The organism is Planotetraspora silvatica (genome assembly GCF_016863315.1).
In the GTDB taxonomy this organism is placed as follows: Bacteria; Actinomycetota; Actinomycetes; order Streptosporangiales; family Streptosporangiaceae; genus Planotetraspora; species Planotetraspora silvatica.
The window spans coordinates 193,039-214,477 of record NZ_BOOQ01000023.1 but is presented as its reverse complement, the minus strand read 5'-3'; the positions used below and the strand labels follow the sequence as shown (position 1 = coordinate 214,477).

21 protein-coding genes are annotated in these 21,439 nt (G+C 68.9%); 8 read left to right on the top strand and 13 right to left on the bottom strand.

Annotated features, from left to right (window positions below; genetic code table 11):
- The first annotated feature begins 90 nt into the window (after window positions 1-90).
- Complete coding sequence (locus Psi02_RS18070) at window positions 91-1,401, top strand: D-alanyl-D-alanine carboxypeptidase family protein (protein WP_203975517.1); 1,311 nt, start codon at window positions 91-93, stop codon at window positions 1,399-1,401.
- A 22-nt stretch (window positions 1,402-1,423) separates the two neighbouring features.
- Here the strand turns inward: Psi02_RS18070 and Psi02_RS18065 are convergent, their stop codons facing one another.
- The 3 genes from Psi02_RS18065 to Psi02_RS18055 all read right to left on the bottom strand — a co-directional run bounded on the left by Psi02_RS18065 (window position 1,424) and on the right by Psi02_RS18055 (window position 4,835).
- Entirely contained in the window at window positions 1,424-2,356 is a 933-nt protein-coding gene (locus Psi02_RS18065; protein WP_203975516.1) for a YihY/virulence factor BrkB family protein, read from the bottom strand.
- 108 nt (window positions 2,357-2,464) lie between these two features.
- On the bottom strand, window positions 2,465-3,469 hold the full coding sequence (gene trpS / locus Psi02_RS18060) for a tryptophan--tRNA ligase (RefSeq protein ID WP_203975514.1): 1,005 nt from the start codon (window positions 3,467-3,469) through the stop codon (window positions 2,465-2,467).
- A 43-nt stretch (window positions 3,470-3,512) separates the two neighbouring features.
- Window positions 3,513-4,835: a hemolysin family protein gene (locus Psi02_RS18055; protein ID WP_203975511.1), complete on the bottom strand. Its 1,323-nt coding sequence runs from the start codon at window positions 4,833-4,835 to the stop codon at window positions 3,513-3,515.
- A gap of 166 nt (window positions 4,836-5,001) precedes the next feature.
- Between Psi02_RS18055 and galE the strand changes: the two genes are divergently transcribed.
- Window positions 5,002-5,964: a UDP-glucose 4-epimerase GalE gene (galE, locus tag Psi02_RS18050; protein WP_203975509.1), complete on the top strand. Its 963-nt coding sequence runs from the start codon at window positions 5,002-5,004 to the stop codon at window positions 5,962-5,964.
- A 19-nt stretch (window positions 5,965-5,983) separates the two neighbouring features.
- Here the strand turns inward: galE and Psi02_RS18045 are convergent, their stop codons facing one another.
- Window positions 5,984-6,814, bottom strand: a complete 831-nt coding sequence (locus Psi02_RS18045) for a DUF11 domain-containing protein (protein WP_203975507.1) — start codon at window positions 6,812-6,814, stop codon at window positions 5,984-5,986.
- Window positions 6,815-6,908: 94 nt separating this feature from the next.
- Window positions 6,909-8,354: an MDR family MFS transporter gene (locus tag Psi02_RS18040; RefSeq protein ID WP_239094969.1), complete on the bottom strand. Its 1,446-nt coding sequence runs from the start codon at window positions 8,352-8,354 to the stop codon at window positions 6,909-6,911.
- Window positions 8,355-8,410: 56 nt separating this feature from the next.
- Between Psi02_RS18040 and Psi02_RS18035 the strand changes: the two genes are divergently transcribed.
- The gene (locus tag Psi02_RS18035) at window positions 8,411-8,953 is read left to right on the top strand and encodes a PadR family transcriptional regulator (protein ID WP_203975504.1); all 543 of its coding nucleotides are present in this window, start codon (window positions 8,411-8,413) and stop codon (window positions 8,951-8,953) included.
- Window positions 8,954-8,963: 10 nt separating this feature from the next.
- Here Psi02_RS18035 and Psi02_RS18030 read toward each other — a convergent pair whose 3' ends face one another.
- Window positions 8,964-11,069 carry a protein kinase domain-containing protein gene (locus tag Psi02_RS18030; RefSeq protein WP_239094968.1) on the bottom strand — a complete coding sequence of 702 codons (2,106 nt, stop codon included), beginning with the start codon at window positions 11,067-11,069 and terminating at the stop codon, window positions 8,964-8,966.
- A 361-nt stretch (window positions 11,070-11,430) separates the two neighbouring features.
- On the opposite strand from Psi02_RS18030, the gene Psi02_RS18025 reads away from it, so the two are divergent.
- Window positions 11,431-12,411 carry a threonine ammonia-lyase gene (locus Psi02_RS18025; RefSeq protein ID WP_203975500.1) on the top strand — a complete coding sequence of 327 codons (981 nt, stop codon included), beginning with the start codon at window positions 11,431-11,433 and terminating at the stop codon, window positions 12,409-12,411.
- A gap of 774 nt (window positions 12,412-13,185) precedes the next feature.
- The gene (locus Psi02_RS18020) at window positions 13,186-14,031 is read left to right on the top strand and encodes a class I SAM-dependent methyltransferase (RefSeq protein WP_203975498.1); all 846 of its coding nucleotides are present in this window, start codon (window positions 13,186-13,188) and stop codon (window positions 14,029-14,031) included.
- A gap of 116 nt (window positions 14,032-14,147) precedes the next feature.
- Here the strand turns inward: Psi02_RS18020 and Psi02_RS41080 are convergent, their stop codons facing one another.
- From Psi02_RS41080 to Psi02_RS18000, 4 genes are all read right to left on the bottom strand, one after another.
- A complete protein-coding gene (locus Psi02_RS41080; protein ID WP_203975496.1) occupies window positions 14,148-14,405 on the bottom strand; it encodes a hypothetical protein in 258 nt (85 codons plus the stop codon).
- Window positions 14,406-14,811: 406 nt separating this feature from the next.
- Window positions 14,812-16,029, bottom strand: coding sequence for an NADP-dependent isocitrate dehydrogenase (locus Psi02_RS18010; RefSeq protein WP_203975494.1), 1,218 nt, complete (start codon window positions 16,027-16,029; stop codon window positions 14,812-14,814).
- A 94-nt stretch (window positions 16,030-16,123) separates the two neighbouring features.
- Complete coding sequence (locus tag Psi02_RS18005; RefSeq protein ID WP_203975492.1) at window positions 16,124-16,411, bottom strand: DUF3017 domain-containing protein; 288 nt, start codon at window positions 16,409-16,411, stop codon at window positions 16,124-16,126.
- A 10-nt stretch (window positions 16,412-16,421) separates the two neighbouring features.
- Window positions 16,422-17,543 (bottom strand): citrate/2-methylcitrate synthase, encoded by a 1,122-nt coding sequence (locus Psi02_RS18000; RefSeq protein WP_203975490.1) that lies wholly within the window; start codon window positions 17,541-17,543, stop codon window positions 16,422-16,424.
- A 181-nt stretch (window positions 17,544-17,724) separates the two neighbouring features.
- Between Psi02_RS18000 and Psi02_RS17995 the strand changes: the two genes are divergently transcribed.
- The 3 genes from Psi02_RS17995 to Psi02_RS17985 all read left to right on the top strand — a co-directional run bounded on the left by Psi02_RS17995 (window position 17,725) and on the right by Psi02_RS17985 (window position 19,543).
- Window positions 17,725-18,372 (top strand): FHA domain-containing protein, encoded by a 648-nt coding sequence (locus tag Psi02_RS17995; RefSeq protein ID WP_203975488.1) that lies wholly within the window; start codon window positions 17,725-17,727, stop codon window positions 18,370-18,372.
- Between the two features lie 175 nt (window positions 18,373-18,547).
- Complete coding sequence (locus Psi02_RS17990; protein WP_203975486.1) at window positions 18,548-18,877, top strand: hypothetical protein; 330 nt, start codon at window positions 18,548-18,550, stop codon at window positions 18,875-18,877.
- An 87-nt stretch (window positions 18,878-18,964) separates the two neighbouring features.
- Window positions 18,965-19,543 carry a Uma2 family endonuclease gene (locus tag Psi02_RS17985; RefSeq protein WP_505859179.1) on the top strand — a complete coding sequence of 193 codons (579 nt, stop codon included), beginning with the start codon at window positions 18,965-18,967 and terminating at the stop codon, window positions 19,541-19,543.
- Window positions 19,544-19,554: 11 nt separating this feature from the next.
- On the opposite strand, the gene Psi02_RS17980 is transcribed toward Psi02_RS17985, so the two are convergent.
- Genes Psi02_RS17980 through Psi02_RS17970 form a run of 3 tightly spaced genes read right to left on the bottom strand, consistent with a single transcriptional unit; the run spans window position 19,555 to window position 21,424 of the window.
- Window positions 19,555-20,025 (bottom strand): hypothetical protein, encoded by a 471-nt coding sequence (locus Psi02_RS17980; protein WP_203975482.1) that lies wholly within the window; start codon window positions 20,023-20,025, stop codon window positions 19,555-19,557.
- Window positions 20,018-20,590 (bottom strand): hypothetical protein, encoded by a 573-nt coding sequence (locus tag Psi02_RS17975; RefSeq protein ID WP_203975480.1) that lies wholly within the window; start codon window positions 20,588-20,590, stop codon window positions 20,018-20,020. Before Psi02_RS17975 ends, Psi02_RS17980 begins: the two co-directional genes overlap by 8 nt.
- Window positions 20,591-20,596: 6 nt before the next feature.
- The gene (locus tag Psi02_RS17970) at window positions 20,597-21,424 is read right to left on the bottom strand and encodes a hypothetical protein (RefSeq protein ID WP_203975478.1); all 828 of its coding nucleotides are present in this window, start codon (window positions 21,422-21,424) and stop codon (window positions 20,597-20,599) included.
- Window positions 21,425-21,439: the final 15 nt, after the last annotated feature.

Here is a 21,439-nt window from a genome sequence, read left to right as displayed (position 1 = left end):
TATCGGTGGAGCCATCCGACGAGTGCGTCCGCGATCTTTGGGGGACATGTCCCTACATGCGAAAAGACCCGAAGCTAGGCTGATCCCCCTATGGGGACGAACCAGCGAGCCCTCGCGGCCGCGCTCATCACGACAACGCTGATCGGGCTGACGGCCGCACCCGCCGCCGGCGCGACGATCGTGCGCGGAAGCCTGGCCGACGGATCCGGCCTCGAGACCGGCGCCCCCGACACGGCGACCGTTGACGCCGAGAGTTCCGCGAGCGCCAGTCCCGACACCGGGCGGCTGAACGACACTCAGGCCGCTGTGAGCTCGATCGGCGGCCGGCTGCTCGGCGGGCGAGGGCTGATCGCACCCGCGGGGATCGCTCCGCCGCCCAAGACCGAGGCCTCGGCCTTCCTCATCGCGGACGCCGACACCGGCCAGGTCCTCGCCGCGAAGGACCCGCACGGGCACTACCGGCCGGCCAGCACGCTGAAGACCCTCACCGCCGTGACGCTCATCCCCAAGCTCGACAAGGACCGCTGGGTCAAGCCGAGCCAGTGGGCCTGCGACGAGGAGGGCAGCGCCGTCGGCATCGTCCCCGAGCCGATCTACCAGATCGACGACCTGATGCGCGCCATGCTGATCGTCTCCGGCAACGACGCGGCCGACGCCCTCGCCGAGGCCAACGGCAGCCTGGCCAAGACGCTGGCCGACATGAACAAGGAGGCCAGGAAGCTCCAGGCGTACGACACGGTCGCCAAGACGCCGAACGGCCTCGACAAGCCGGGGCAGCGCAGCTCGGCCTACGACCTCGCGCTGATCGCCCGGGCCGGGCTGGCCATGCCCGACTTCCGCAAATACGTCAGCACCCGGACCTCCAAATTCCCCGCGCCGAAGGACTTCGGCAAGAAGAAGGATCGCAACAGGCAGGGCGACGACGACCGCGACACACCCACGCCGACGAAAACCCCCCCTGCCTACTACGAGATCGCCAACCACAACAAGCTGCTCGGCAAGTACAAGGGCATGATCGGGATCAAGAACGGCTACACCACGAAGGCGCTCGGCAGCTTCGTGGGGGCGGCCACCCGCAACGGCCACACGATCATCGTCGTGATCATGCATCACCCCGGCGGGTTCTGGGAGGAGGTCGAGAAGCTGCTCGACTGGGGCTTCGCCGCCGACGGCAAGGTCACCCCGGTGGGCGAGCTGGTCAAGCCCACTCCCCCGCCCTCGCCCAAGCCCTCGTCCCTGGCCGTACGGCACTCGCCCGCGGCGCAGGCGCCCGTCTCCGGCGCCGGGTGGACCGACCACGCCCCGCTGGTGGCCACCGCGGTCCTCGGCGTCGGGCTCGCTGGAGCGTTCGCCCTCGGGTACGGCCTGCGCCGCCGCAGGCGGGCGGCCGATCAGCCCTGATCAGCCCGTGATCAGCCCGTGATCAGCTCTGACCGCCGATGATGGTCGACGGCACGGGGGTGGGCTCGGGAGGCGGGCCCATCGTGGCCGTCGCCGTCCACGCGGCGGAGTAGAGGATCACCCGGGCCGCCAGGTTGATCCACAGCAGCAGGCCCACGATCACGGCGAACGCGCCGTAGACCGGGTTGCGCAGCGTGCCGGCGAGGACCAGCGTGGCGACCTGCTTGAGCAGCCCGAACATCACGGCGCCCAGCAGTCCGCCCTTGACGATCACCCGGAAGGGCTGCGGCGGCTTCGCGAGCCAGCCGAGGATGATCAGGAAGAGCAGCAGATCGGCGGCGAGGCTCACGAGGACGCCGGTGATCCAGACGGACGGCCCGGCGAGGACGGTGTCGTCCAGCCCGATGAACCCGGTCACCGTTCCGGTCGCGCCGGTCGCGAACCCGCCCACGGCCACCGACACGAGCATGGTGACGCCGATGAGCACGAGTGCGACCAGGTCCCTGAGCTTGCCCAGGAAGTAGTTGAGCGGCGGCTCCGCGAGCATCCAAATCTCCCGCAGGGCGGAACGCAGGGCGTCCATCGCGCCCAGGCCGGCGTAGAAGAGGCCGACCAGTCCGAAGACCCCGGCGCTCGTCTGGACGTCCTTGAGTTTGTCGATCTGCAGCTTCGACGCCAGCCCGGGGAGCTGCTCGTTGATCGCCTTGACGAGGGTCTCCACGACTTCGGGCGTACGGAACTGGATCACGGCGAAGGCCAGCGCGATCAGCGGGAAGAACGACAGGAAGGCGAAGTACGTGAACGCCCCGGCCAGCCGGTCGCCGGACTGCACCTGGTACCGCTGGACGGTCCGGATCACATGGTCGAGCCAGTGGAAGCGGATCCGCTCCCGTTCGACGACGTCCCGGCCCCAGGCCCGCGCGGCGTCGACGCGCCGTGTGACCCGTTGCACCATCCCTGTTCCCACGGCCGGTCATTACCCCACGAAACACGGCCGACGCGGGCGCGCCGGCATCGTTTCCGCGTCGCCCACGACGGGGCCCGCGCGTCCGGTACCCACCGCTCAGGGCGTGGGAAGCAGCCCCAGCCGGTCGCGGACCTGCTCCATGGTCTCCCGGGCGACCGCGCGCGCCCGGGCCGCGCCCGCGGCGAGCAGCCGGTCGAGCTCGGGCTCGTCGGCCAGCAGCTTCTCCGTGCGCTCCCGGATCGGCCCGAACGCCTCCACGACGATCTCGGCGATCTCCTTCTTGAGGGCGCCGTAACCCTGGCCGGCGAACCGCGCCTCCAGTTCGGCGATCGCGACACCCGAGATCGCCGAGTGGATCCGCAGCAGGTTGGTGACGCCCGGCTTGTTCTCCTCGTCGGCGACGATCTCGCTGCCGGTGTCGGTCACGGCCCGCATGACCTTCTTGCGCAGCGCCGCCGGCTCCTCCAGCACGTCGAGGATGCCCTGGGGGCTCGACGAGGACTTCGACATCTTGGCCGTCGGGTCCTGGAGGTCGCCGATCTTCTCGACCTCCTTCAGGATGTACGGGTTCGGCACCTTGAACGTCTGGCCGTACCGGCTGTTGAACCGCTGCGCGAGGTCGCGGCTTAGCTCGAGGTGCTGCTTCTGGTCGACGCCCACCGGCACCTGGTCGGCCTGGTAGATCAGGATGTCGGCGGCCTGCAGGATCGGGTAGGTGAACAGGCCCACGCTGGCCGCGTTCTCGCCGTACCTGGCGGACTTGTCCTTGAACTGGGTCATCCGGCCCGCCTCGCCCATGCCCGTCTGGCAGATGAGGTACCACGCCAGTTCGGAGTGCTCACGGACGTGGCTCTGCGCGAAGACGGCGGCGCGCTCGGGGTCGAGTCCCGCCCCGAACAGCTGGGCCGCGGCGATCCTCGTACGGCGGCGCAACTCGTCCGGCTTGGGGGTGACGGTCAGAGCATGGAGGTCGGCGATGAAGTAGAACGCCTCATGCGTCTCCTGGAGCGCGACGTACTGCCGCACCGCACCGAGATAGTTGCCCATGTGGAAGGAGTCGGCGGTGGGCTGAATGCCGGACAGAACGCGAGGTCGAGCCATGGCATCCCATTCTGGCAGGGTTCGGTGGGTATCCGCGACAGGGTCACTCCCCGGGCTCCGGCGCGTCGTCCTCAGCGGGCGGGGACGGGACCGTCGGGGTGACGCGGACACGGGACACCCGGCGGCCGTCCATCTCGGTCACCGTGAGCTTGACGCCGGGCGCCTCGGCGGTCTCGCCGGTCTGCGGCAGATGCCCGAGGGCGGCCATCATGTATCCCCCGAGCGTCTCGTAGGGCCCGTCCGGGAGCCGGACTCCCGTCTGGTCGGCGAACTCGTCGAGGTTGACCAGGCCCTCGACCTCCATGTCCCCCGCGATGACGCGGACGGCCTGCCCGTCGTCGTCGTACTCGTCCCTGATGTCGCCGATGAGCTCCTCGACCAGGTCCTCCAGGGTGACGATGCCGTCGGTGCCGCCGTACTCGTCGACGACGATCGCCAGGTGGTGGCCCTCGTCGCGCATCTCGGCCAGCGTCACGAGCACCCGCTTGCTCGCGGGCACGAGCTTGACCGGCCGGATCGGGACGAGCTCGCTGATCGGCTCGATCCGGCCGGTCAGGACCGGGTCCAGCAGGTCCCGCACGTGGACGAAGCCGATGATGTCATCGTAGGAGTCCCGGTAGACCGGGAAACGGGAGTGCGGCAACCCCGCCGCGAGTATCGCGGCCTCGGCGAGCGGGGTGTCCGCCGCCATGAACTCGACCTCCGTCCGAGGCAGCAGCACCTCCCTGAGCTGGCGCTTGCCCGCGGCGAAGACCTCGGCGATCACATCACGCTCGTCCTGGGTGAGCTCCTTGTGGCCCACCACCATGTCCTTGAGCTCTTCCGTGGTCATGGCGGCGCGATCGGCCAGCGGGTTGCCGCCGAGCAGCCGGACGATCCCGTTCGTGGACTGGGACAACACCCAGATCACCGGCCTCGACAACGTCGCGATGCGGTCGAGCAGCGGGGCGACCAGGAGGGAGATCGACTCGGCGCGCTGCCGCCCGAACCGCTTGGGCGCGAGTTCGCCCAGCACGAGCGTCACGTAGGAGATGCCGAGTGTCACGATCACGAACGCGACCGGGGCGGCGACGCCCTGCTTGAGCCCCCAGCCCACCAGCAGCGGCTGCAACCGGCCGGCCAGCGCGTCCGCGCCGAGCGCGGCGGACAACACCGTGGCGACGGTCACGCCGACCTGGATGGACGACAGGAACCTGTTCGGATCGCGGGTGAGCTTCTGCACCCGGGCGCCACGACGGCCGGTCGCGCTCAGCCGCCGGATCTGGCTCTCCCGGAGCGAGACCAGGGCCATCTCCGCGGCGGCGAAGAACCCGCAGATCAGAATGAATATCAGGACCAGTGTGAGGGTCAACGCGACGTTGTCCACGTCATCAGTCCGTTCAAGGGATTGGTGATCGCGCCGCTGGCTGTTCGCGATCTCGTGCCGACGTCTCAGATCACGGTACTGCCTGGGGTTCCCGCCCACTCGTACTCGAACCGCGTAAGCTAGGGCGCGCCGTACATAATCCAACAAAACCCAACAGGAGTACACAGTGAAGCTGCTGGTTACTGGTGGAGCAGGGTACATCGGCAGCGTCGTGACGGCCCAGCTCGCCGAGGAGGGGCACGACGTCACGGTGCTGGACGACCTGTCGACCGGGCACAGGGACGCGGTGCCGGCCGAAGCCCGGTTCGTGGAGGGCTCGATCACCCGGGCCCACGACCTGCTGGCCGAGGGCTTCGACGCGGTGTTCCACTTCGCGGCCAAGTCCCTCGTGGGCGAGTCGGTCGAAAAGCCCGGGCTGTACTGGTCGCACAACCTGGGCGGCACCCTGACCCTGCTCGACGCCATGCGCCAGGCGGGCGTCGGCCGGATCGTGTTCTCCTCCACCGCGGCGACGTACGGGGATCCCTCCGCCGACGGAACCGCCGCCCGGCCGATCGTGGAGACCGACCCCACCCGGCCGACCAACCCCTATGGCGCGTCGAAGCTGGCGGTCGACACCGCGCTGACCACGTTCGCCGGCCTGTACGGCCTGGCCGCCGTGAGTTTGCGCTACTTCAACGTGGCCGGGGCGTATGGCCGGTTCCGTGAGCGCCACACGGTCGAGACGCATCTGATCCCCAACGTCCTCAAGGTCGCCCTCGGGGAGCGGGAGTCGGTGAACGTGTTCGGCGACGACTACCCGACGCCCGACGGCACCTGCGTCCGCGACTACGTGCACGTCTCCGACCTCGCCCGCGCCCACCTGCTCGCCCTCGGCGCCTGTACGGCCGGCACCCACCGGATCTTCAACCTCGGCAACGGCACGGGGTTCTCCGTGCGGGACGTCATCGACGTGTGCAGGGAGGTCACCCGGCATGAGATCCCCGTGGTGACGGCGCCGAGGCGGCCCGGCGACCCCGCCTTCCTGGTGGCTTCCTCGGACAAGATCCAGCGGGAGCTCGGCTGGAAGCCCGACCACACTTCACTGGAGGGCATCGTCGCCGACGCCTGGGCGGCCTACCGGAGTTGACGGTCCGCGGGCTCGTCAACTAGCCGCGGCGGAGGGCGACCCGCATCCGCGCCTTGTTGTTGTTCGGGCGGCGATCGCCGAGACGGCGGGAGTACACGGTGGCCATCGTGTCCACCGCGTGCGACGCCCGGGACGGCACCCGGAACACCAGTTGCAGCAGGCCGGTGGCCCCCGACCTGATCGGCGGGAGCGAGCACCCGACGAAGGCGGGGCCCCGGCGGCACCTGCCCCCCGTCGCCGACTCGAGCCTGGCCTCCCGTGGCTGCAGGAAGACGTAGGCGTCGCGGACGACCCGGGGCCCGCGGTTGCGCACCTCGGCGCGCACCGCGAACCAGTGGCCCGGCCGGGTGAACCTGGTGGATTCGCCGAATCGCACGGCCAGGTCGGCGCCCCCGTCGACCTTGGTCAGCGTCTCGGCGGTGTTATCCGACTTGTCGGAGTCCACGATCTCGGACGACAGCCTGGCCTCCGCGCGGAGCGGCCCTTCGGCTCCCGGCCTGATGAGACCGGTGATCGTCATGCTTCCCGAGCCTCCGGCCAGGACGTCCTGCGACGCCCGGCAGATCACCTCGTTCATCCCTCTGCCGGGCGTACATTCGGCGACGTCGACGTTGATGATCTGGAAGTCGCGCGGCGTGTGGACCCGCAGGACCGGCAACACCGCGTCTCCGGGGCCGTCGTTGTGCACCTTGATGTGGTAGGTGAGCGGCTGGCCCGGTTGGGCGACCTTCGGCGAGGCGGAGATGCCGACCGAGAGGTCGGCCGCTCCCCACTGCTCCGCCGCGAGCGCCGGTTGCGGCGCTCCGGCGACGAGAACGCACACCAAACCCGTGACGACCCTGCGACCCATACCGCTCCCCCGAACACTCGAGATCAATTCAATCGTGTGCGGGCACGCGCTCAACCGTTCGACACGCAGGGGAAACATTCGTTCTCCGTGATGCTCACACCGGTTCCGGCTGGGCCGCGGCCGGTGTGCGGTCCTGTGCGGCGGGGCCGCGCCGCAGGCCGCCGTCCGGCATCAGCGCCAGCGCCACCAGGGCGACGACGGCGCCCGCGACACCGAGCCAGGGGATGACGGTCGCGGTCGCGGCGGCGTGCGCGGCCTGGAGCCCGTGCACCGGAGCCTCTCGGGCCACCACGGACGTGTAGGCCGTGCCCGCGACGGCCAGCGCCACGGACCCGCCGATCTGGCGGAAGAACGTCAGGTTCGCGCTGGCGGTCCCGATGTGGCTGGGCGGGACCGACGACTGGATCGCCACCGTGAGCCCCGACAACATGGGGCCGATCCCGAGGCCGATCAGGGCCATCCACACGGTGAGCATGAGCGTCGAGGTGTCGACGGCCAGGTTCGCGCACAACAACGTGCCCACGACGAGGAAGATCGGCGCGGTCACGAGCCAGGGCTTGTAGCGGCCGGTCCTGGAGATCAGCGCACCGGTCACCACGCTGCCCACGACCATCGCGAGCATCAGCGGATAGATGTGCAGGCCCGACGACGTGGCGCTGAGCCCGTGGGCCTCCTGGAAGTAGCGGGGCAGGAAGACCACTCCGGCGAACAGGCAGAAGGCCGTGGAGAACGAGGCCACGTTGACCAGGGTGTAGGTGCGGTTGGCGAACAGCCCCAACGGGACGATCGGCTGCCGCGCGCGCCGCTCGACGGCGACGAACACGGCGAGCAGCACGAGGGCCGCCGCGATCGGGCCGATGACCGGGCCGCTCGTCCAGGTGTGACCGTCGAGCCCCTTCTCCGTGAGGCCGACCATCAGCGCGCTGATGGCGGCGGCGAAGACCGCGATGCCCAGATAGTCGGGTCGCGCGCCGTCGCTGTCACCGGCCCGGTGGGGCAGCGTCGTCCAGATGATCGCGATCAGCACGATGCCGATGGGCACGTTGACGTAGAAGGCCCAGCGCCAGCTCGCGTGATCGGTGAACAGCCCGCCGAGGAAGGGCCCGGCGATGTAGCTGAGCGCCATCACGCCGCCGAGCGCGCCCTGCACCCGGCCGCTGCGCTCCGGCGGGAACAGGTCGATGACCAGCGCCAGGGAGAGCGGCAGCAGCGCGCCGGCGCCGAGTCCCTGCAGCCCGCGGAAGGCGATGAGCTGGCCCATGCTCTGTGCCGCCCCGCAGAGGATCGAGCCCACGAGGAAGACCGTCACCCCGATGAGCAGCAGCGGCTTGCGGCCGTGGACGTCGGACAGCCTGCCGTACAGGGGGACGGTGACGGTGGAGGTCAGCAGATAGGCGGTCACGACCCAGGTGTAGAGGTCCGTCCCGTCGAGTTCGGCGGTGATCCGGGGCAGCGCCGTCCCCACGATCGTCTGGTCGAGCATCGCGAGGAACATCCCGCCGAGCACGGCGAGGAGGAGGATTCCGTTCTTGCGTGGCATGTGTCGAAGGTGACATGTAAGGAGTGACATGTCAACCTTGGTATATGCTGCAATGCATGTCCCTGCGTATCGCGCTGCTCGGCCTGCTGACGGTCTCCGGGCCCTCCAGCGGCTACGACCTGGCGAAGAAGTTCGAGAAGTCCGTCGCCCACGTGTGGCAGGCCGGGCACAGCCAGATCTATCCGGAGCTCGCCAAGATGACGGCCGACGGGCTCCTGGCGGTCGGGGCCGAGGGCGCGCGCGGGAGGAAGATCTACAGCGTCACCCCGGACGGCCAAGCCGAGCTGCGGCGGTGGCTCCTCGACCACAGCCCGTCCACGACGACGCGCAGCGAAACGGCCCTCCAGTCCTTCCTGGTGCCGTTGCTCGAGCCCGACGAGGCCGTGACGGTCCTGCGCAGGATGAAGACGAGCGCGCAGGCACATCTCGCGGAACTGGAGGAGTTGCGGGCCGCGCGGAACGCGATCGCGGACCCGGCCGGGAGATGGGGCATGTTCGGGGCCTACGCCCTGGACCTCGGCATCCGCCAGACACGCGGCGTCATGGAGTGGGCCGACGACTCGATCGCCGACGTCGAACGGCGATCGGGCACGGCCTGACCGAGTGCACCTAGTCGCAGGACAACACCGGCGGGGCCTTCTGCTGCAGGTCGAACCGCACGTGCGAGAAATGTTTCTCGGCGAGGGTCTTCATGGTCCCGTCCGCGTACATCTCCGCGATGGCGTCCCGTACGACCGCGCAGGTTCGGGCGTCCTTCGGCGGCAACCCGACGGAGTACCGCTGGTCGGTCAGCTTGACCCCGAGCACCGCCAGGTCCATGCCCTGGGCCCGGTCCGCGAACCCGGCGAGGATCAGGTCGTCCCCGGGAACGCCGTCCACACGGCCCTGCGCGAGCAGGTCCATGCAGACCGCGTAGTTCGCCGCCGGCACCCCCTCGACGCCGCCGGCCTCCGCTCCCCCGACCGTCCGCTCGACGACCCGGTAGGCGTCGGTGCCCTGCGGTGCGCACAGGACATGCCCGGCGAGGTCCTTCAGACCGCGGATCCCGGAGTCCTCGCGCACGAGCACGTCGGCGTGGGCGGTGTAGTACGGGCCGGCGAACGTGACGCCGTCCCCCTTGTTCTCGTCGTAGGAGTAGGTGGCCAGCACCATGTCGGCGTCGCCGTTCTTGAGCGCCCCGGTCCGTTCGCTCCTCGCGACCCTGCGGAAGGTGATCCCGCTCGCCGGGACCCCGAGCTTGCCCGCGATGTACGTGGCGACGTCCACCTCGAAGCCGGTGAAGGCCCCGCCGGTTTCGAGGCCGACCCCGGGCAGGTCGCCCTTTACCGCGATGGTCAGCCGATGCGTGCTCCGCGCCTTGTCGATCACGGGCACGAGCGCGGCGGCCGGAGGACCGCTCGTGGAGATGCCGGTGGGATCGGCGCCGCCGCCTCTCTCCGACGCGATCTTGTTGGAGAGCACCACCGCGCCGGTCGCGGCCAGAGCCACCGCCGCCGTGGCGACGGCGATCCATCGTGCCCTGCCGCCCTTCGAACGCGGCCGGGGCCTGCCGCCGTGGCCCCCCGGCGGCGAGCCCGTACGGAACTCGGTCGGAGCGCGGGAACCGGCGGAGGCCGGAGGCCGGGGCCGATCGACGATCGCCGGGCTCCCCCTGAAGATCGCGATCCAGTCGGGGCTCGTCGTCTCGGCCGGCTCCTCCTCGGCGATCGGCGGGGCGGCGGGCTCAGCTATCGGCAGGGCGACGGGTTCGGCGACGGGCAGGGCTACGGGCTCGGCGGTGAGGTCGCGGGTGGATTCCCGGCCGGGGCCGACGTCCGCCGGGCCCGATGGCCTGTCCTGACCGGATCCGCCGCCTGAGTTCACGGTGGCGCCCGCGCTCGCGGCGACGGCGGTCATGCCGGCGTTCTCGGACGCCTCGGGCTCCACCGCCGACAGGACGCCCGTGGACGGGCCCGGCGATTCGGCGTGACCGAGCAGGCGAAGCAGGAGTTGCTCCGCGGTGGGCCTGGACGCGGCCGACTTGGTGAGACATGAATTCACGACGTCACGGATGCGCTCCGGCAAAACGCTCACGTCGATGTCGTGGTTGAGGATGCGGTTCAGCACGGCCGCGATCGACGAGCCGCCGAACACCGCGGTCCCCGTCGCGGCGAACGCCATGGTCGAGCCCCAGGCGAAGACGTCGGCGGGCGGTCCGACCGGCTCACCCGAGATCTGCTCGGGGGCCATGTAGGCGGGCGTCCCGACCGCCCGGCTGGTGACCGTGCCGGTGGAGTCGACGATGCGGGCGATTCCGAAGTCGACCACCCGGGGCCCGTCCTCGGCGATGAGGACGTTGTCGGGCTTGAAGTCCCTGTGCACGATCCCGGCGCGGTGGATCGCGATCAACGCGGTGGCCGTCCCGACCGCGAGACGCTCCAGCGCCGCCCCGTTCAGCGGGCCGTACGACTCGACGGTCTCCCGCAGGGAGCGCCCGTCGATGTACTCGCTCGCGATGTACGGAGTGTCCCCGTCCAGGTCCGCGGCGATGACGCGCGCGGTGCAGAAGCCGGCGACCCGCTGAGCGGCCTTCAGCTCCCGGGCGAAGCGAGACCTCGCGATCGTGTCCCCGCTGAACTTGATGTGCAGCAGTTTGACCGCGGCGCGATCCCCCGCCTCGTTCTCCCCCAGATAGACCACACCCTGGCCGCCCTCGCCGATGCGTCCGGTCAACACGAACGGACCCAGCTGCGTCGGATCACCCCGACCTAGCGGCTCGACCTCCGGCATCCAGGATCCCCACGATTCAGTGAAACGATGTCGAGAAAAACTTTACGTCCCGCCGGGCTCATACTCAGCCCCTCGAGACCGCGCCGTAACCTTCGGTTTTGTGGTGTTTTATGCGACAGAAACCATTGAGGCAGGCCGGAATCATCGTTTAGTTCCTCAATGAATTTGAGCCCGGAACCCGAAAGAGCCGCCCGCAGGCGACCCAGGTCCAGCCCACAGGTCTCCATGTCGAACGGCGGGCCGGCGGCCGCAACCCGCGTGTGCGCACGATCGGCCGGCTGCCACGGCGGAGCTACGCTGTCGTGTCGTGCAGGAGACGCGACTCGACACTGCTCGGATCCAGGCGGCTCGCCGGGTGATCGACCCGATTTTCCTCGACACTCCGCTGTACCGCTGCGAGGCGCTGGAGCCCGGCCTCGGGTGCTCGGTGAGCATCAAGCTCGAAACGGCGAACCCGGTCCGCAGCTTCAAGGCCCGCGGCACCGAGGTGGTCGCGAGCCTGCTCGCCGGCAACGGCCCGCGAGCCGTGGTGTGCGCCAGCGCGGGAAACCTCGGCCAGGCCCTCGCCTGGTCCGGTCGCGGCCGGGGGCTCGACGTCACCGTCGTGGCATCCCGCTTCGCGCCCGCGGCCAAGCTTGATCGCATCCGCGCGCTGGACGCCAGGTTGGAGCTGGTGGACGGCGACTTCGACATGGCTCGCGAGCGGGCGGCGGCCGTCGCGCGGTACGACGGCATCCGGCTGGTCGAAGACAGCCTGGACATCGAGACCTGCGAGGGCGCGGCGACCATCGGCCTGGAACTGGTGAACACCGCTCCGTCGTTCGACGCCGTCCTGATCGCTCTCGGCGGCGGGGCGCTGGCCACCGGTGTGGGTCATGTGGTGAAGGCCTTGGCGCCCGAAGTCGAGGTGATCTGCGTCCAGCCGCTGGGCGCGCCGGCGATGACGCACTCGTGGCGTCAACGGCGCGTCGTCACCACCGAGTCGACCGACACCATCGCTGACGGCGTCGCCGGCCGGCGTCCCATCCCGGCCGTCCTGGACGACCTGCTCCTGGTCGCCGACGACGCCGTCCTGGTCCAGGAGGCGTCGATCGTCGCCGGTATGCGGATGCTCCTCGACCACGCCGGCCTCGTCGTCGAACCGTCGGCCGCGCTCGGCATCGCGGCGATCCTCGAAGACCGTGACCGCTTCGCCGGCCGGCACGTGGTCACCATCGTGTGCGGCGGCAACGTCGACCTGGACGCCTATCACCGCTGGGTCGGCGCGGCTCCCGTCCACCGGTCCTGACAACCCGGCGGGAGGCGGCGCCTGGGCCCGGTCAGGGCCGTCCTGAAGACGTACGGAGACGGCCCGGAGAGCGGAACTGGCCCCTACCTGCGGCTTCGCCGTCAGGTAGGGGCCAGATTCAACTAGAGAGCCATCTTCTTCTTCAGGGAGTGATCTCCAGGGAACGGGACCTGCGGCATCCTCATGCTCATCGCGTTGACCTCGACTCCAAGCCATCAACTCTGGTCGCCGTCCGTCATCGTTGGTCACCTCGGTCCAGACCAACAACATCGTCCAGGCCTTCTGGCCCCACTTCTTCCGAACAGCCATCACGCCACGCATTCCCTAGTCCCACGGTTTCGGCATCAGGATGCACGACAACGATCAGCCGGGCGGCAGGGCTGAGCCCCTGGGAGGTCACGTCGCAGTAGAGCTCGAACTCCAGCCTGCGACTTCTCCACCTGCGCCGATCACGCCGAGTAGCGCCTGACCAGGCAAAATAGCTCTCAACGTCTCCCGTCGACTTCCGACGTTTTACGGCCTCAAACGGAACTGAAACGGAACTGGGGCGTCAACATGTGCCCTGAATGTGCCGCTGATCTGGCGGCAAGGCTGCGTGGTCTGGTTGGGCCGCTGCGTCCGGCTTCTGGGGCGGATCATGCTCGGCAGAGATCGTCACATAGCCAGACGTCCATCTGCCTATGGCCGTCAGGGCGCTTCAGGCGCATCCTGTGAAGTGCGCGGAGTGGCCGGGCGTGGCCGGCATGCTGGGTTCTGGCCGGCGAGGAGGAACGCATGGAAAGCGCGCCGAGCAGGACGGCGATGTTTGCGGCCGTGTCGCGTGGATTGTTTCGCCTGGAGACGGCGTCGCCGTGGGTACTGGACGATGCGCTGGCCCTGGTGCTTGTCGGCCCGGTATGGCAGCAGCTGCGAGACCAGTTCGATCCGCTGTTCCCCGGCCCGGTCCGCAGCGAGTCCCGTGCGGCTGTCTGCACCCGCAGCCGGTACGCCGAGGACCGGCTGGCTGCTGGTGCCTTCACGCAGTACGTGATTCTTGGCGCGGGGCTTGACTCGTTTGCGTGGCGGCGGCCGGATCTGCTCGGCTCGCTGACGGTGTTCGAGGTTGATCACCCTGCCTCTCAGGCCTGGAAGCTCGAGCGGGTCAGGGAGCTCGGCCTGCCGCTCAGCGACTCGCAGGTATTCGTGTCGGTTGATTTCGAGGCCGGACCGGTTCAGGATGTTCTGAGCCCGGCTGGGTTCGACTGGGCGCAGCCGGCGATGTTCTGCTGGACGGGCGTCGCCCCCTATCTGACGGCACAGGCGATCGAGTCGACGTTGCGCACGATCGCGGCGGCTGCTCCCGGGTCTGAGGTGGTGTTCTCCTACCGGGCCGAGGACTGTGCGCTCGACGACGCGGGGACGGAATTCGCCCGTATCTACACGCCGATCGCGGCTTCTGCCGGCGAGCCTCTTCAGCCTGGCTGGCCGGTATCCGAGATCGAGAGGCTGATCAGCCGGTGCGGGCTAAAGGTCGTGGACCACCCCGCACGTGCAGACCTCCAGCAGCGGTACTTCGCCGGCCGTACCGATGGCCTGCGGCCCTATACCTTCGAGACCCTGGTGGCCGCGCGGGTCACCTGAGCGAGCGCAGGCCACGTCGGCAACTTCACCCTCTGCGAGGGTCAGGCGGTGACGGTACGGCAGAGGAGTACAGCAACCTCCAGGGCCTCGGCGTAGCCGCGTCGTGTCCGCTTTGCTCATGCTGGGCGCAGTCCGAGGGTTTCGAGGGTCCGGGTGGCGTCCCGGGCGTGGTGCCTGCAGGCGGCGGCGACGCTGGCGTGCCCGGCCGTTTTCAAGATGCCGATGGCCAGGTTGCGCAGGGCGGCCATGGCCTGGGGTCCGCTGCCGGTGCGGATCTGGGAGGCGTCTTCGTCGTAGCTGACGTCGCGGAGGTGGTGCAGGGCCTCGATCTGGCAGTGGCCGCGCGGATAAGAACGAGAACCGAAAGCAGCCAAAGGCCGGCAGATGACGGCGCGCAGAAGGCCTGCTGTCCATCCCGTCTGCCATCGACCCACCGCGAAGCGGCAGCGGGCCGGCGACAGAGGTGCAAGCCCGGCTTGACGTGTCCCTTCGCCTGTGCGCCTTCCACGGTGATCGGACGCCAACGGACACAGCCGGGCATGCGGCGGCGGAGACGGACTGCTGGGCTCGCCTGGCTCTGAGCGAGTACCTCGGGCATCATGATCCAGGTTTCACCCTGCGTACTTATACCCACCTCATGCCGAGCAGCCAAGAGCACACCCCGGAAGGCCATCGCGGCTGTCTTTGGAGCCGCCCCAAGGGCCTGACGGCCCAGAGACGGCCCAGAGAGGCGAATTGCCCCTACCTAACGGAGAACCCGCAGGTAGGGGCCAGATTCATTTACAGAGCCATCTTCTTCTTCAGGTTCTCGTCCAGAGCGGCGAGGAAGTCCTGGGTGGTCAGCCACTCGGCGTCGCCGCCGACCAGGAGCGCGAGGTCCTTGGTCATCTGACCGCCCTCGACCGTCTCGATGCAGACCTGCTCGAGCTTCTCGGCGAAGTCGATCACCTCGGGCTGGTTGTCGAGCTTGCCGCGGTGCTGCAGGCCGCGGGTCCACGCGAAGATCGAGGCGATCGGGTTCGTGGAGGTCGGCTTGCCCTGCTGGTGCTGGCGGAAGTGCCGGGTCACCGTGCCGTGGGCGGCCTCGGCCTCGACGGTCTGGCCGTCCGGCGTCATGAGAACGCTGGTCATCAGGCCGAGCGAACCGAAGCCCTGGGCGACCGTGTCGGACTGGACGTCGCCGTCGTAGTTCTTCGCCGCCCAGACGTACCCGCCTTCCCACTTCAGGGACGCGGCGACCATGTCGTCGATCAGGCGGTGCTCGTAGGTGATGCCGGCGGCCTCGAAGTCGGCCTTGAACTCGCTCTCGAAGACCTCGGCGAAGATGTCCTTGAAGCGGCCGTCGTAGGCCTTCAGGATCGTGTTCTTCGTCGACAGGTAGACCGGGTAGTTGCGGGCCAGGCCGTACCGCATCGAGGCGCGGGCGAAGTCGCGGATGGACTCGTCCAGGTTGTACATGGCCAGCGCGACGCCGCTGCCGGGGAAGTCGAAGACGTTGAGCTCGATCGGCTCGTCGCCGTCCTTCGGCGTGAACGTCAGCGTGAGCGTGCCCTCGCCGGGGATCTTCAGGTCGGTGGCGCGGTACTGGTCGCCGAAGGCGTGACGGCCGACGATGATCGGCTTCGTCCAGCCGGGCACGAGCCGAGGCACGTTCGACATGATGATCGGCTCACGGAAGATCACACCACCGAGGATGTTGCGGATGGTCCCGTTCGGGGACTTCCACATCTTCTTGAGGCCGAACTCCTCGACCCGGGCCTCGTCCGGCGTGATCGTCGCACACTTCACGCCGACGCCGTACTTCTTGATCGCGAGAGCGGAGTCGATCGTGACCTGGTCGTCGGTGGCGTCCCGGTGCTCGATGCCGAGGTCGTAGTACTTCAGGTCGACGTCCAGGTAGGGCAGGATCAACTGGTCCTTGATGAACTGCCAGATGATCCGGGTCATCTCGTCGCCGTCAAGCTCGACGACCGGACCCGCTACCTTGATCTTGGGCATGCGTGGGGTTCCCCTTCTGAACTAACTCGGCCATACAGTCCTTATGAGGCTCACTGGCCGTTGAGGCTATCGGACGGGCGTGTTGCGCCCGTGACTAGGTGTTGTGCAGCTTGAGCAGCAGACTGAGCGACCCGCCCACGAGGGCGAGCCCGATGACGGCGAGCACGACCACGTCCGTCTTCTTGGTCCGCACCGCCAATGCCCCGGCCCGCTCCTCGGAGAGGACCAGTCGTACGGCCGAGCCCACCAGCAGGGTGGCTCCCATGATCACACCGCCGACCCAGGGGGCTCCGCCGAAGCCGACCACCCCGAGGCCGGCGGCCGCGCCCACCACCACCAGCAGGTACGACCCCCAGGCCGTGCCGTTGTCTCGCTTCTTCACGTTGTCGCACTCATCGCTCGTCGATCGGAGCCCACTTCTGGTCGCGCTCACCGATGTACTCGCTGTCCGGCCGGATCAGGCGGTTGTCGGCGTGTTGCTCGATCACGTGGGCGGTCCACCCGGACATCCTGCTCACCGAGAACACCGGCGTGAACAGATCCGTCGGGATGCCAAGGTAGTGGTAGACGGTCGCGGCGTAGAAGTCGACGTTGGGATACAGGCCCTTCTCCGCGAAGACGACCTCCTCCATCTCCTTGGACATGCGGTAGAACGTGTCGTCTCCGGACGCCTCGCCGAGTTCCTGCGACATCCGCCGGAGATGCGTCGCCCGCGGGTCCTCGGTCTTGTACACGCGGTGCCCGAATCCCATGATCTTCTCGCCCGCGGCCAGCTTGTCCCGTACCGCCTGGGCCACCCCCTCGGGGTCCAGCCCTTCCAGCGTACGCATGACCTGCTCGTTGGCTCCGCCGTGGAGGGGGCCCTTCAGGGTGCCGATGGCCGCGACGATCGCCGAGTGCATGTCCGACAGGGTGGCGGCGCACACGCGAGCGGCGAACGTGGAGGCGTTCATCGTGTGGTCGGCGTGCAGCACGAGGCAGGCGTCGAAGATCGCCACCTCGCGCGGGGACGGGTCCCGCCCGGTGATCTGCCGCAGGAAGTTGGCGGCGACGCTCAGCTCGGGATCGGGATCGAGTACGGCGCCGCCCGTCCGTGCGGCGTGGTACCTGGCCACCAGGATCGGCTGCTGCGCCGTCAGGCGGGCGGCCTTGCGGCGGTTGGCCTCCGGTGCGTTGGAGTCCTTCTCCGGGTCCTCGGCGCCGCTCAGCGAGACCAGAGTCCGCAGTGCCTCCATGGGCCCCTGCTTCTCGGCGATCTCGGGGATGTTGCTCTCGACGAGCGCCCCCAGCGTCCGGCCCCTGACCAGTTCGGCGCCGTAGTCGGCCAGTTGCGCGCGAGTCGGCAGCGAGCCGTGCTGGAGCAGATGGGCGGTCTCTTCGAAGGTCGTGCGGCCGGTCAGGTCGTGGATGTCGTAGCCACGGTAGAAGAGGCGACCGGCCTTGCCGTCGATGTCGCTGAGCGCTGTGGACGCGGCGACGACGTCGGCGAGGCCTTTGGTGGGCTTGTCCGCCATAACTGTTTCCTCCGCTTATCTTGGCCCGAAGTCTACCCGTGAGCAGGTAAACCGCTTCACAGAGGTCCAGACCAATTTCAAGAAGGATTCTCCTTCTGGCAAAGGCGATTCCCCATCGCCACGTTTGGGTAAGCCGGAGCTGTAGCGAAAGTAACGGCGGGCTACCTGGGGAGGAACTGCCGTGGAGGGGCCGTTCATTCGGATCGAGGACAGCGGTGAGGTCGTCCCGCTCCGTCCCGAGGTCACCACGATCGGCCGAGGCCGCGGCGTGGACATCCGGTTGACCGATCCGAGCGTGTCCCGTCTGCACGCCGAATTCGTCCGCCGAGGGCCCTACCTGTACGTCGTCGACCTGGGCCTGTCCCGCAACGGCACCCGGGTGAACGGCAGGCCGATCGCCAGGAGGGTGCTCGACGACGGCGACGTCGTGTCCTTCGGAGCGGCTCGCGCACGGGTCGGCGGCATCCCGCGCGAGGACTTCGCGCCCGAGGTCGAGCTCCGCAGGGCCGCGGCGCCCGAGCTGACCCGTCGTGAGGTCGACGTCCTGACCTCCCTGTGCCGTCCCGCCCTCTCGGACGAGGCCTTCGTGGCCCCCGCGACGGCACGGGAGATCGCCGACGACCTCGTGGTGACGGAGGCGGCGGTCAAACAGCACCTGTTGCGGCTCTACCAGAAGTTCCGCATCCCGGAGGGCACCAACCGGCGGACGCGGCTGGCCAACGAGGTCGTGGCCCTCGGCCTGGTCCGCCCCACCCCGGTCGTGCCTCCACAGCGGGCGACCGGAACGGCCGAATCGCCCCCGCAGACGGCCAACCGCCGCGCCTCGTAGCCACCGTTCTCGCGCGACCGATCGTCCCGGCGCGATGAGGATGGACTTGAGGCGACAACGGAGGGATGTCAGCGGGTGAGGCACCAGGTGGCGAACTGGCTGGGGCAATCGTCCGAGTTCTCCTTCTGGGAATGTCGAGGCCGGCTACCTGCCCGAGGATCACTCTCGCCACCTGGTGTTCCTCTTCCTCTCCGAGCAGTGGGTCCGCTACGACCAGGCCGATCCGGACGGAAGTCTCCTCCGCGAGTACTGTGCCGGCCGCACGGGGGACCATGGGTCCTGGTACGAGCACAAGCGGATCATGGCGGTGGCGACGCGCAACGACCGCCTTGATCCGTGGCCACGCCCGTCCGCCCCTCCGGCGCGAAGTGGTCCCACACCCGGGCCCTCCATCGGCAGTTGGCCCACAAGCCCGGGAGTCGTCGGACACGACGGGGGCTTCGGGCATGACGGGGGCGGCGGGCACGGCAGCGGCAGCGGGCATGGCGGTTTCGGCCACTTCTGATGGCCGGAGTCCGGGGCAATCTCCCTGGAGAGCAGGGGTGCGGTTGCTAGCGTGGAGAACATGACAGCCGAGGTCCGGAGTGAAGAGATGACAGACCCGCAGATTCCCGGCTGGCTGTTCCCACCGCCTGGAGGGTTCACGGCCGACGACCTCGATCACCTTCCGGATTTGCCTGCACACACAGAGTTGGTGGATGGAAGCTTGGTCTTCGTGAGTCCCCAGGCTTCCTTTCACGGACTGATCATCACTGTGCTCGAAAACGGATTGCGCAGGACCGTGCCCGCCGATCTCCGGGTACGTCGGGAGATGAGTGTGATCCTGGGGCTTCGCCAGCGACCGGAACCGGACGTCGTCGTCATCCGCGCGACCGCAGACCTGGGGCCGGACGTCACCGCCTATCAGGCCGCCGAGGCCGTTCTCACCGTCGAGGTCGTCAGCCCGGATTCAGAGACACGTGACCGGGAGCGAAAGCCTCAGCTCTACGCCGCGGCCGGGATCCGTCACTTCTGGCGGGTCGAGCAGAACGACGGACTGCCGACGGTGTACGTCTACGAACTGGACCCGGCCACCGGCGCCTACGCACTGATGGGGATCCACCACGACAAGTTGCGACTCTCGGTCCCCTTCGAGATCGACATCGATCTCACGGAGATCGACGCGCTCTGAGGGGAGACGCGTCAGCCCTGCGAGGACGGTGAGATCACACGTCCCAGCGCGGCGAGGAACGCGTCAGGATCGAGCACCGCGACCAGGTAGCGTTCCCCTCCACTGCCGCCGAAGACGACCTCGCGCATTCCCATCGGCACGCCCGAGGCCCCACCCAGCAGGCGAGGCGGCCTGCCCGAGTCCGGCGACTCGAGGGTGAGGCCGGCGACCGGTAACGAGTCCCGGCCGACACGGAGAGTCTGCGGCGTCAGGGTGATCGTGTGATAGCGGCGCTTGCTGTACGACACCAGTCCCGGAATGGAGAAGACGGCGAAGAACAACGGGCCGAGGACGAGCAGCGCGTCGAGAGGGACTTCGCCGGTGCGCGACCAGTGATCCCAGAAGCTCCACACCATGACGACGGCCCAGATCGCCCAGGGGATGCCGAACCACAGTTTCAGCTTGCCGGGGCGTTCGCGGTACACCACATCCGTGTCAGACATCAGCCTTGCCGTTGTTGAGGAATGAGAGGACTCCGGAGACGGCCGACTGCGTGATCGTCAATCCGGTCCTGTCCGCCCCCTGCAGGACCAGAGCCAGCGCGAGATCGCTCGCGTCGGCCGCGGGCAGGACGGTGACTCCGACCTTCGACGACACGAAGGGGCTGCTCAGCCGTACCAGCGGGCCGCGTTCCCGGTCACGCAACTCCTCCTCGGCGACGGCGACGCTGAGGTAGGTGTAGTCCCGGTCATCCAGCCTGATGCCGATGCCGCGACCCTTCTTGCCGAGGGAACGCCGGTTCTGGCTGAGGACGGCGGGGAGTCCGCCCACGCTGATCCGCGTGCGCTCGTCCACGGCGATCAGCCCCTGCCTCGTCTCATCGGGATGGGAGACGGACGCCTCGGGCAGCCCCGTCGCGGCGAGTGCCGCCAACCGGGAAACGGTGCCGACCGTGACGGTCACCTCCCCGTACGGCCCCGCCGTACCGGTCAGGACGAGATGGGTGGTCCGCATCTCGGCGGGACGAGTAGGCGTTCGCCGCGCCAGATCGAACGTGAACCCGGACATCTCACGTCACCTTTCGACGGGGACGGGCAGGTCCGCGGTGTCGGGCAGGAGGTCGGTGATCAGCTCCCACACCTGCCGCACATCGGTGTAGACCAACCTGAGGTCGCTGTCGGGGGTGACCGTCCCGGGGCCGATCGGCTCGGCCGGCAGCTCGCGCACCCAGTAGCCGAGAGGGCCGCAGTCGAGGACGGCGATGCCGCGGATGTCGGTGCCCTTGCCCTCCCGGTTGTCCCAGGCGACGGTCATCCGCCAGTTGCCGTTGAGCTGGAGCAGCAGATGTGTGAAGACGGTCAGCTCGGGATCGGCGAGCCCGGCCTCGGAGAACAGCGCGCGCAGCCGCTCGGCCGCCTCCACCACGTCATCGCTGTCCAGCTCGGCCAGGGCGGTGAAGCCGGCGTCCATCACGCCGATCTTCGTGGTGACGACCGGCGCCACGGGCGGCTTGGCCTCCTTGTCGCGCAGTCCGACGATCCGGGCCAGCGACCACACCAGCGTGCTGAGGTCGGTGCGGACGTACTCGGACTCGGTCTCGCCCGGCCACGTCTCGTACGTGTAGCAGGCGTCGTTGCCGATGACCGCGCCGTGGCTGGTCAGCCCATGCGCTCCGGTGATCTCGATCACGACGAGCACGATCGGCTCGGCGAGCGCGCCCGTGAGGCCGGCGAGCTCCGGGAGGACGGCGTCGTCGTCGCTGACGAGCCCGGCTTCACGCAGCTCGTCACGAGCTGCCACGAGGTCGGAGGTGACGCGCTTCCCGTCGTACAGGCAGCCCAGCACGCCCAGGTGGGCCGGGCCGAGCCGGAAACGGTCACGTGCGCTGTCGAAGGACGGCATTGGTTGATCTTCCTG

What these genes read in the sequence shown, in the direction of transcription:
- Psi02_RS18070 (WP_203975517.1), top strand. Translation starts at nt 91, where the DNA reads ATGGGGACGAACCAGCGAGCCCTCGCGGCCGCGCTCATCACGACAACG.
- Psi02_RS18065 (WP_203975516.1), bottom strand. Translation starts at nt 2,356, where the DNA reads ATGGTGCAACGGGTCACACGGCGCGTCGACGCCGCGCGGGCCTGGGGC.
- trpS (WP_203975514.1), bottom strand. Translation starts at nt 3,469, where the DNA reads ATGGCTCGACCTCGCGTTCTGTCCGGCATTCAGCCCACCGCCGACTCC.
- Psi02_RS18045 (WP_203975507.1), bottom strand. Translation starts at nt 6,814, where the DNA reads ATGGGTCGCAGGGTCGTCACGGGTTTGGTGTGCGTTCTCGTCGCCGGA.
- Psi02_RS18040 (WP_239094969.1), bottom strand. Translation starts at nt 8,354, where the DNA reads ATGCCACGCAAGAACGGAATCCTCCTCCTCGCCGTGCTCGGCGGGATG.
- Psi02_RS18035 (WP_203975504.1), top strand. Translation starts at nt 8,411, where the DNA reads ATGTCCCTGCGTATCGCGCTGCTCGGCCTGCTGACGGTCTCCGGGCCC.
- Psi02_RS18020 (WP_203975498.1), top strand. Translation starts at nt 13,186, where the DNA reads ATGGAAAGCGCGCCGAGCAGGACGGCGATGTTTGCGGCCGTGTCGCGT.
- Psi02_RS18010 (WP_203975494.1), bottom strand. Translation starts at nt 16,029, where the DNA reads ATGCCCAAGATCAAGGTAGCGGGTCCGGTCGTCGAGCTTGACGGCGAC.
- Psi02_RS18000 (WP_203975490.1), bottom strand. Translation starts at nt 17,543, where the DNA reads ATGGCGGACAAGCCCACCAAAGGCCTCGCCGACGTCGTCGCCGCGTCC.
- Psi02_RS17985 (WP_505859179.1), top strand. Translation starts at nt 18,965, where the DNA reads ATGACAGACCCGCAGATTCCCGGCTGGCTGTTCCCACCGCCTGGAGGG.
- Psi02_RS17980 (WP_203975482.1), bottom strand. Translation starts at nt 20,025, where the DNA reads ATGTCTGACACGGATGTGGTGTACCGCGAACGCCCCGGCAAGCTGAAA.
- Psi02_RS17975 (WP_203975480.1), bottom strand. Translation starts at nt 20,590, where the DNA reads ATGTCCGGGTTCACGTTCGATCTGGCGCGGCGAACGCCTACTCGTCCC.
- Psi02_RS17970 (WP_203975478.1), bottom strand. Translation starts at nt 21,424, where the DNA reads ATGCCGTCCTTCGACAGCGCACGTGACCGTTTCCGGCTCGGCCCGGCC.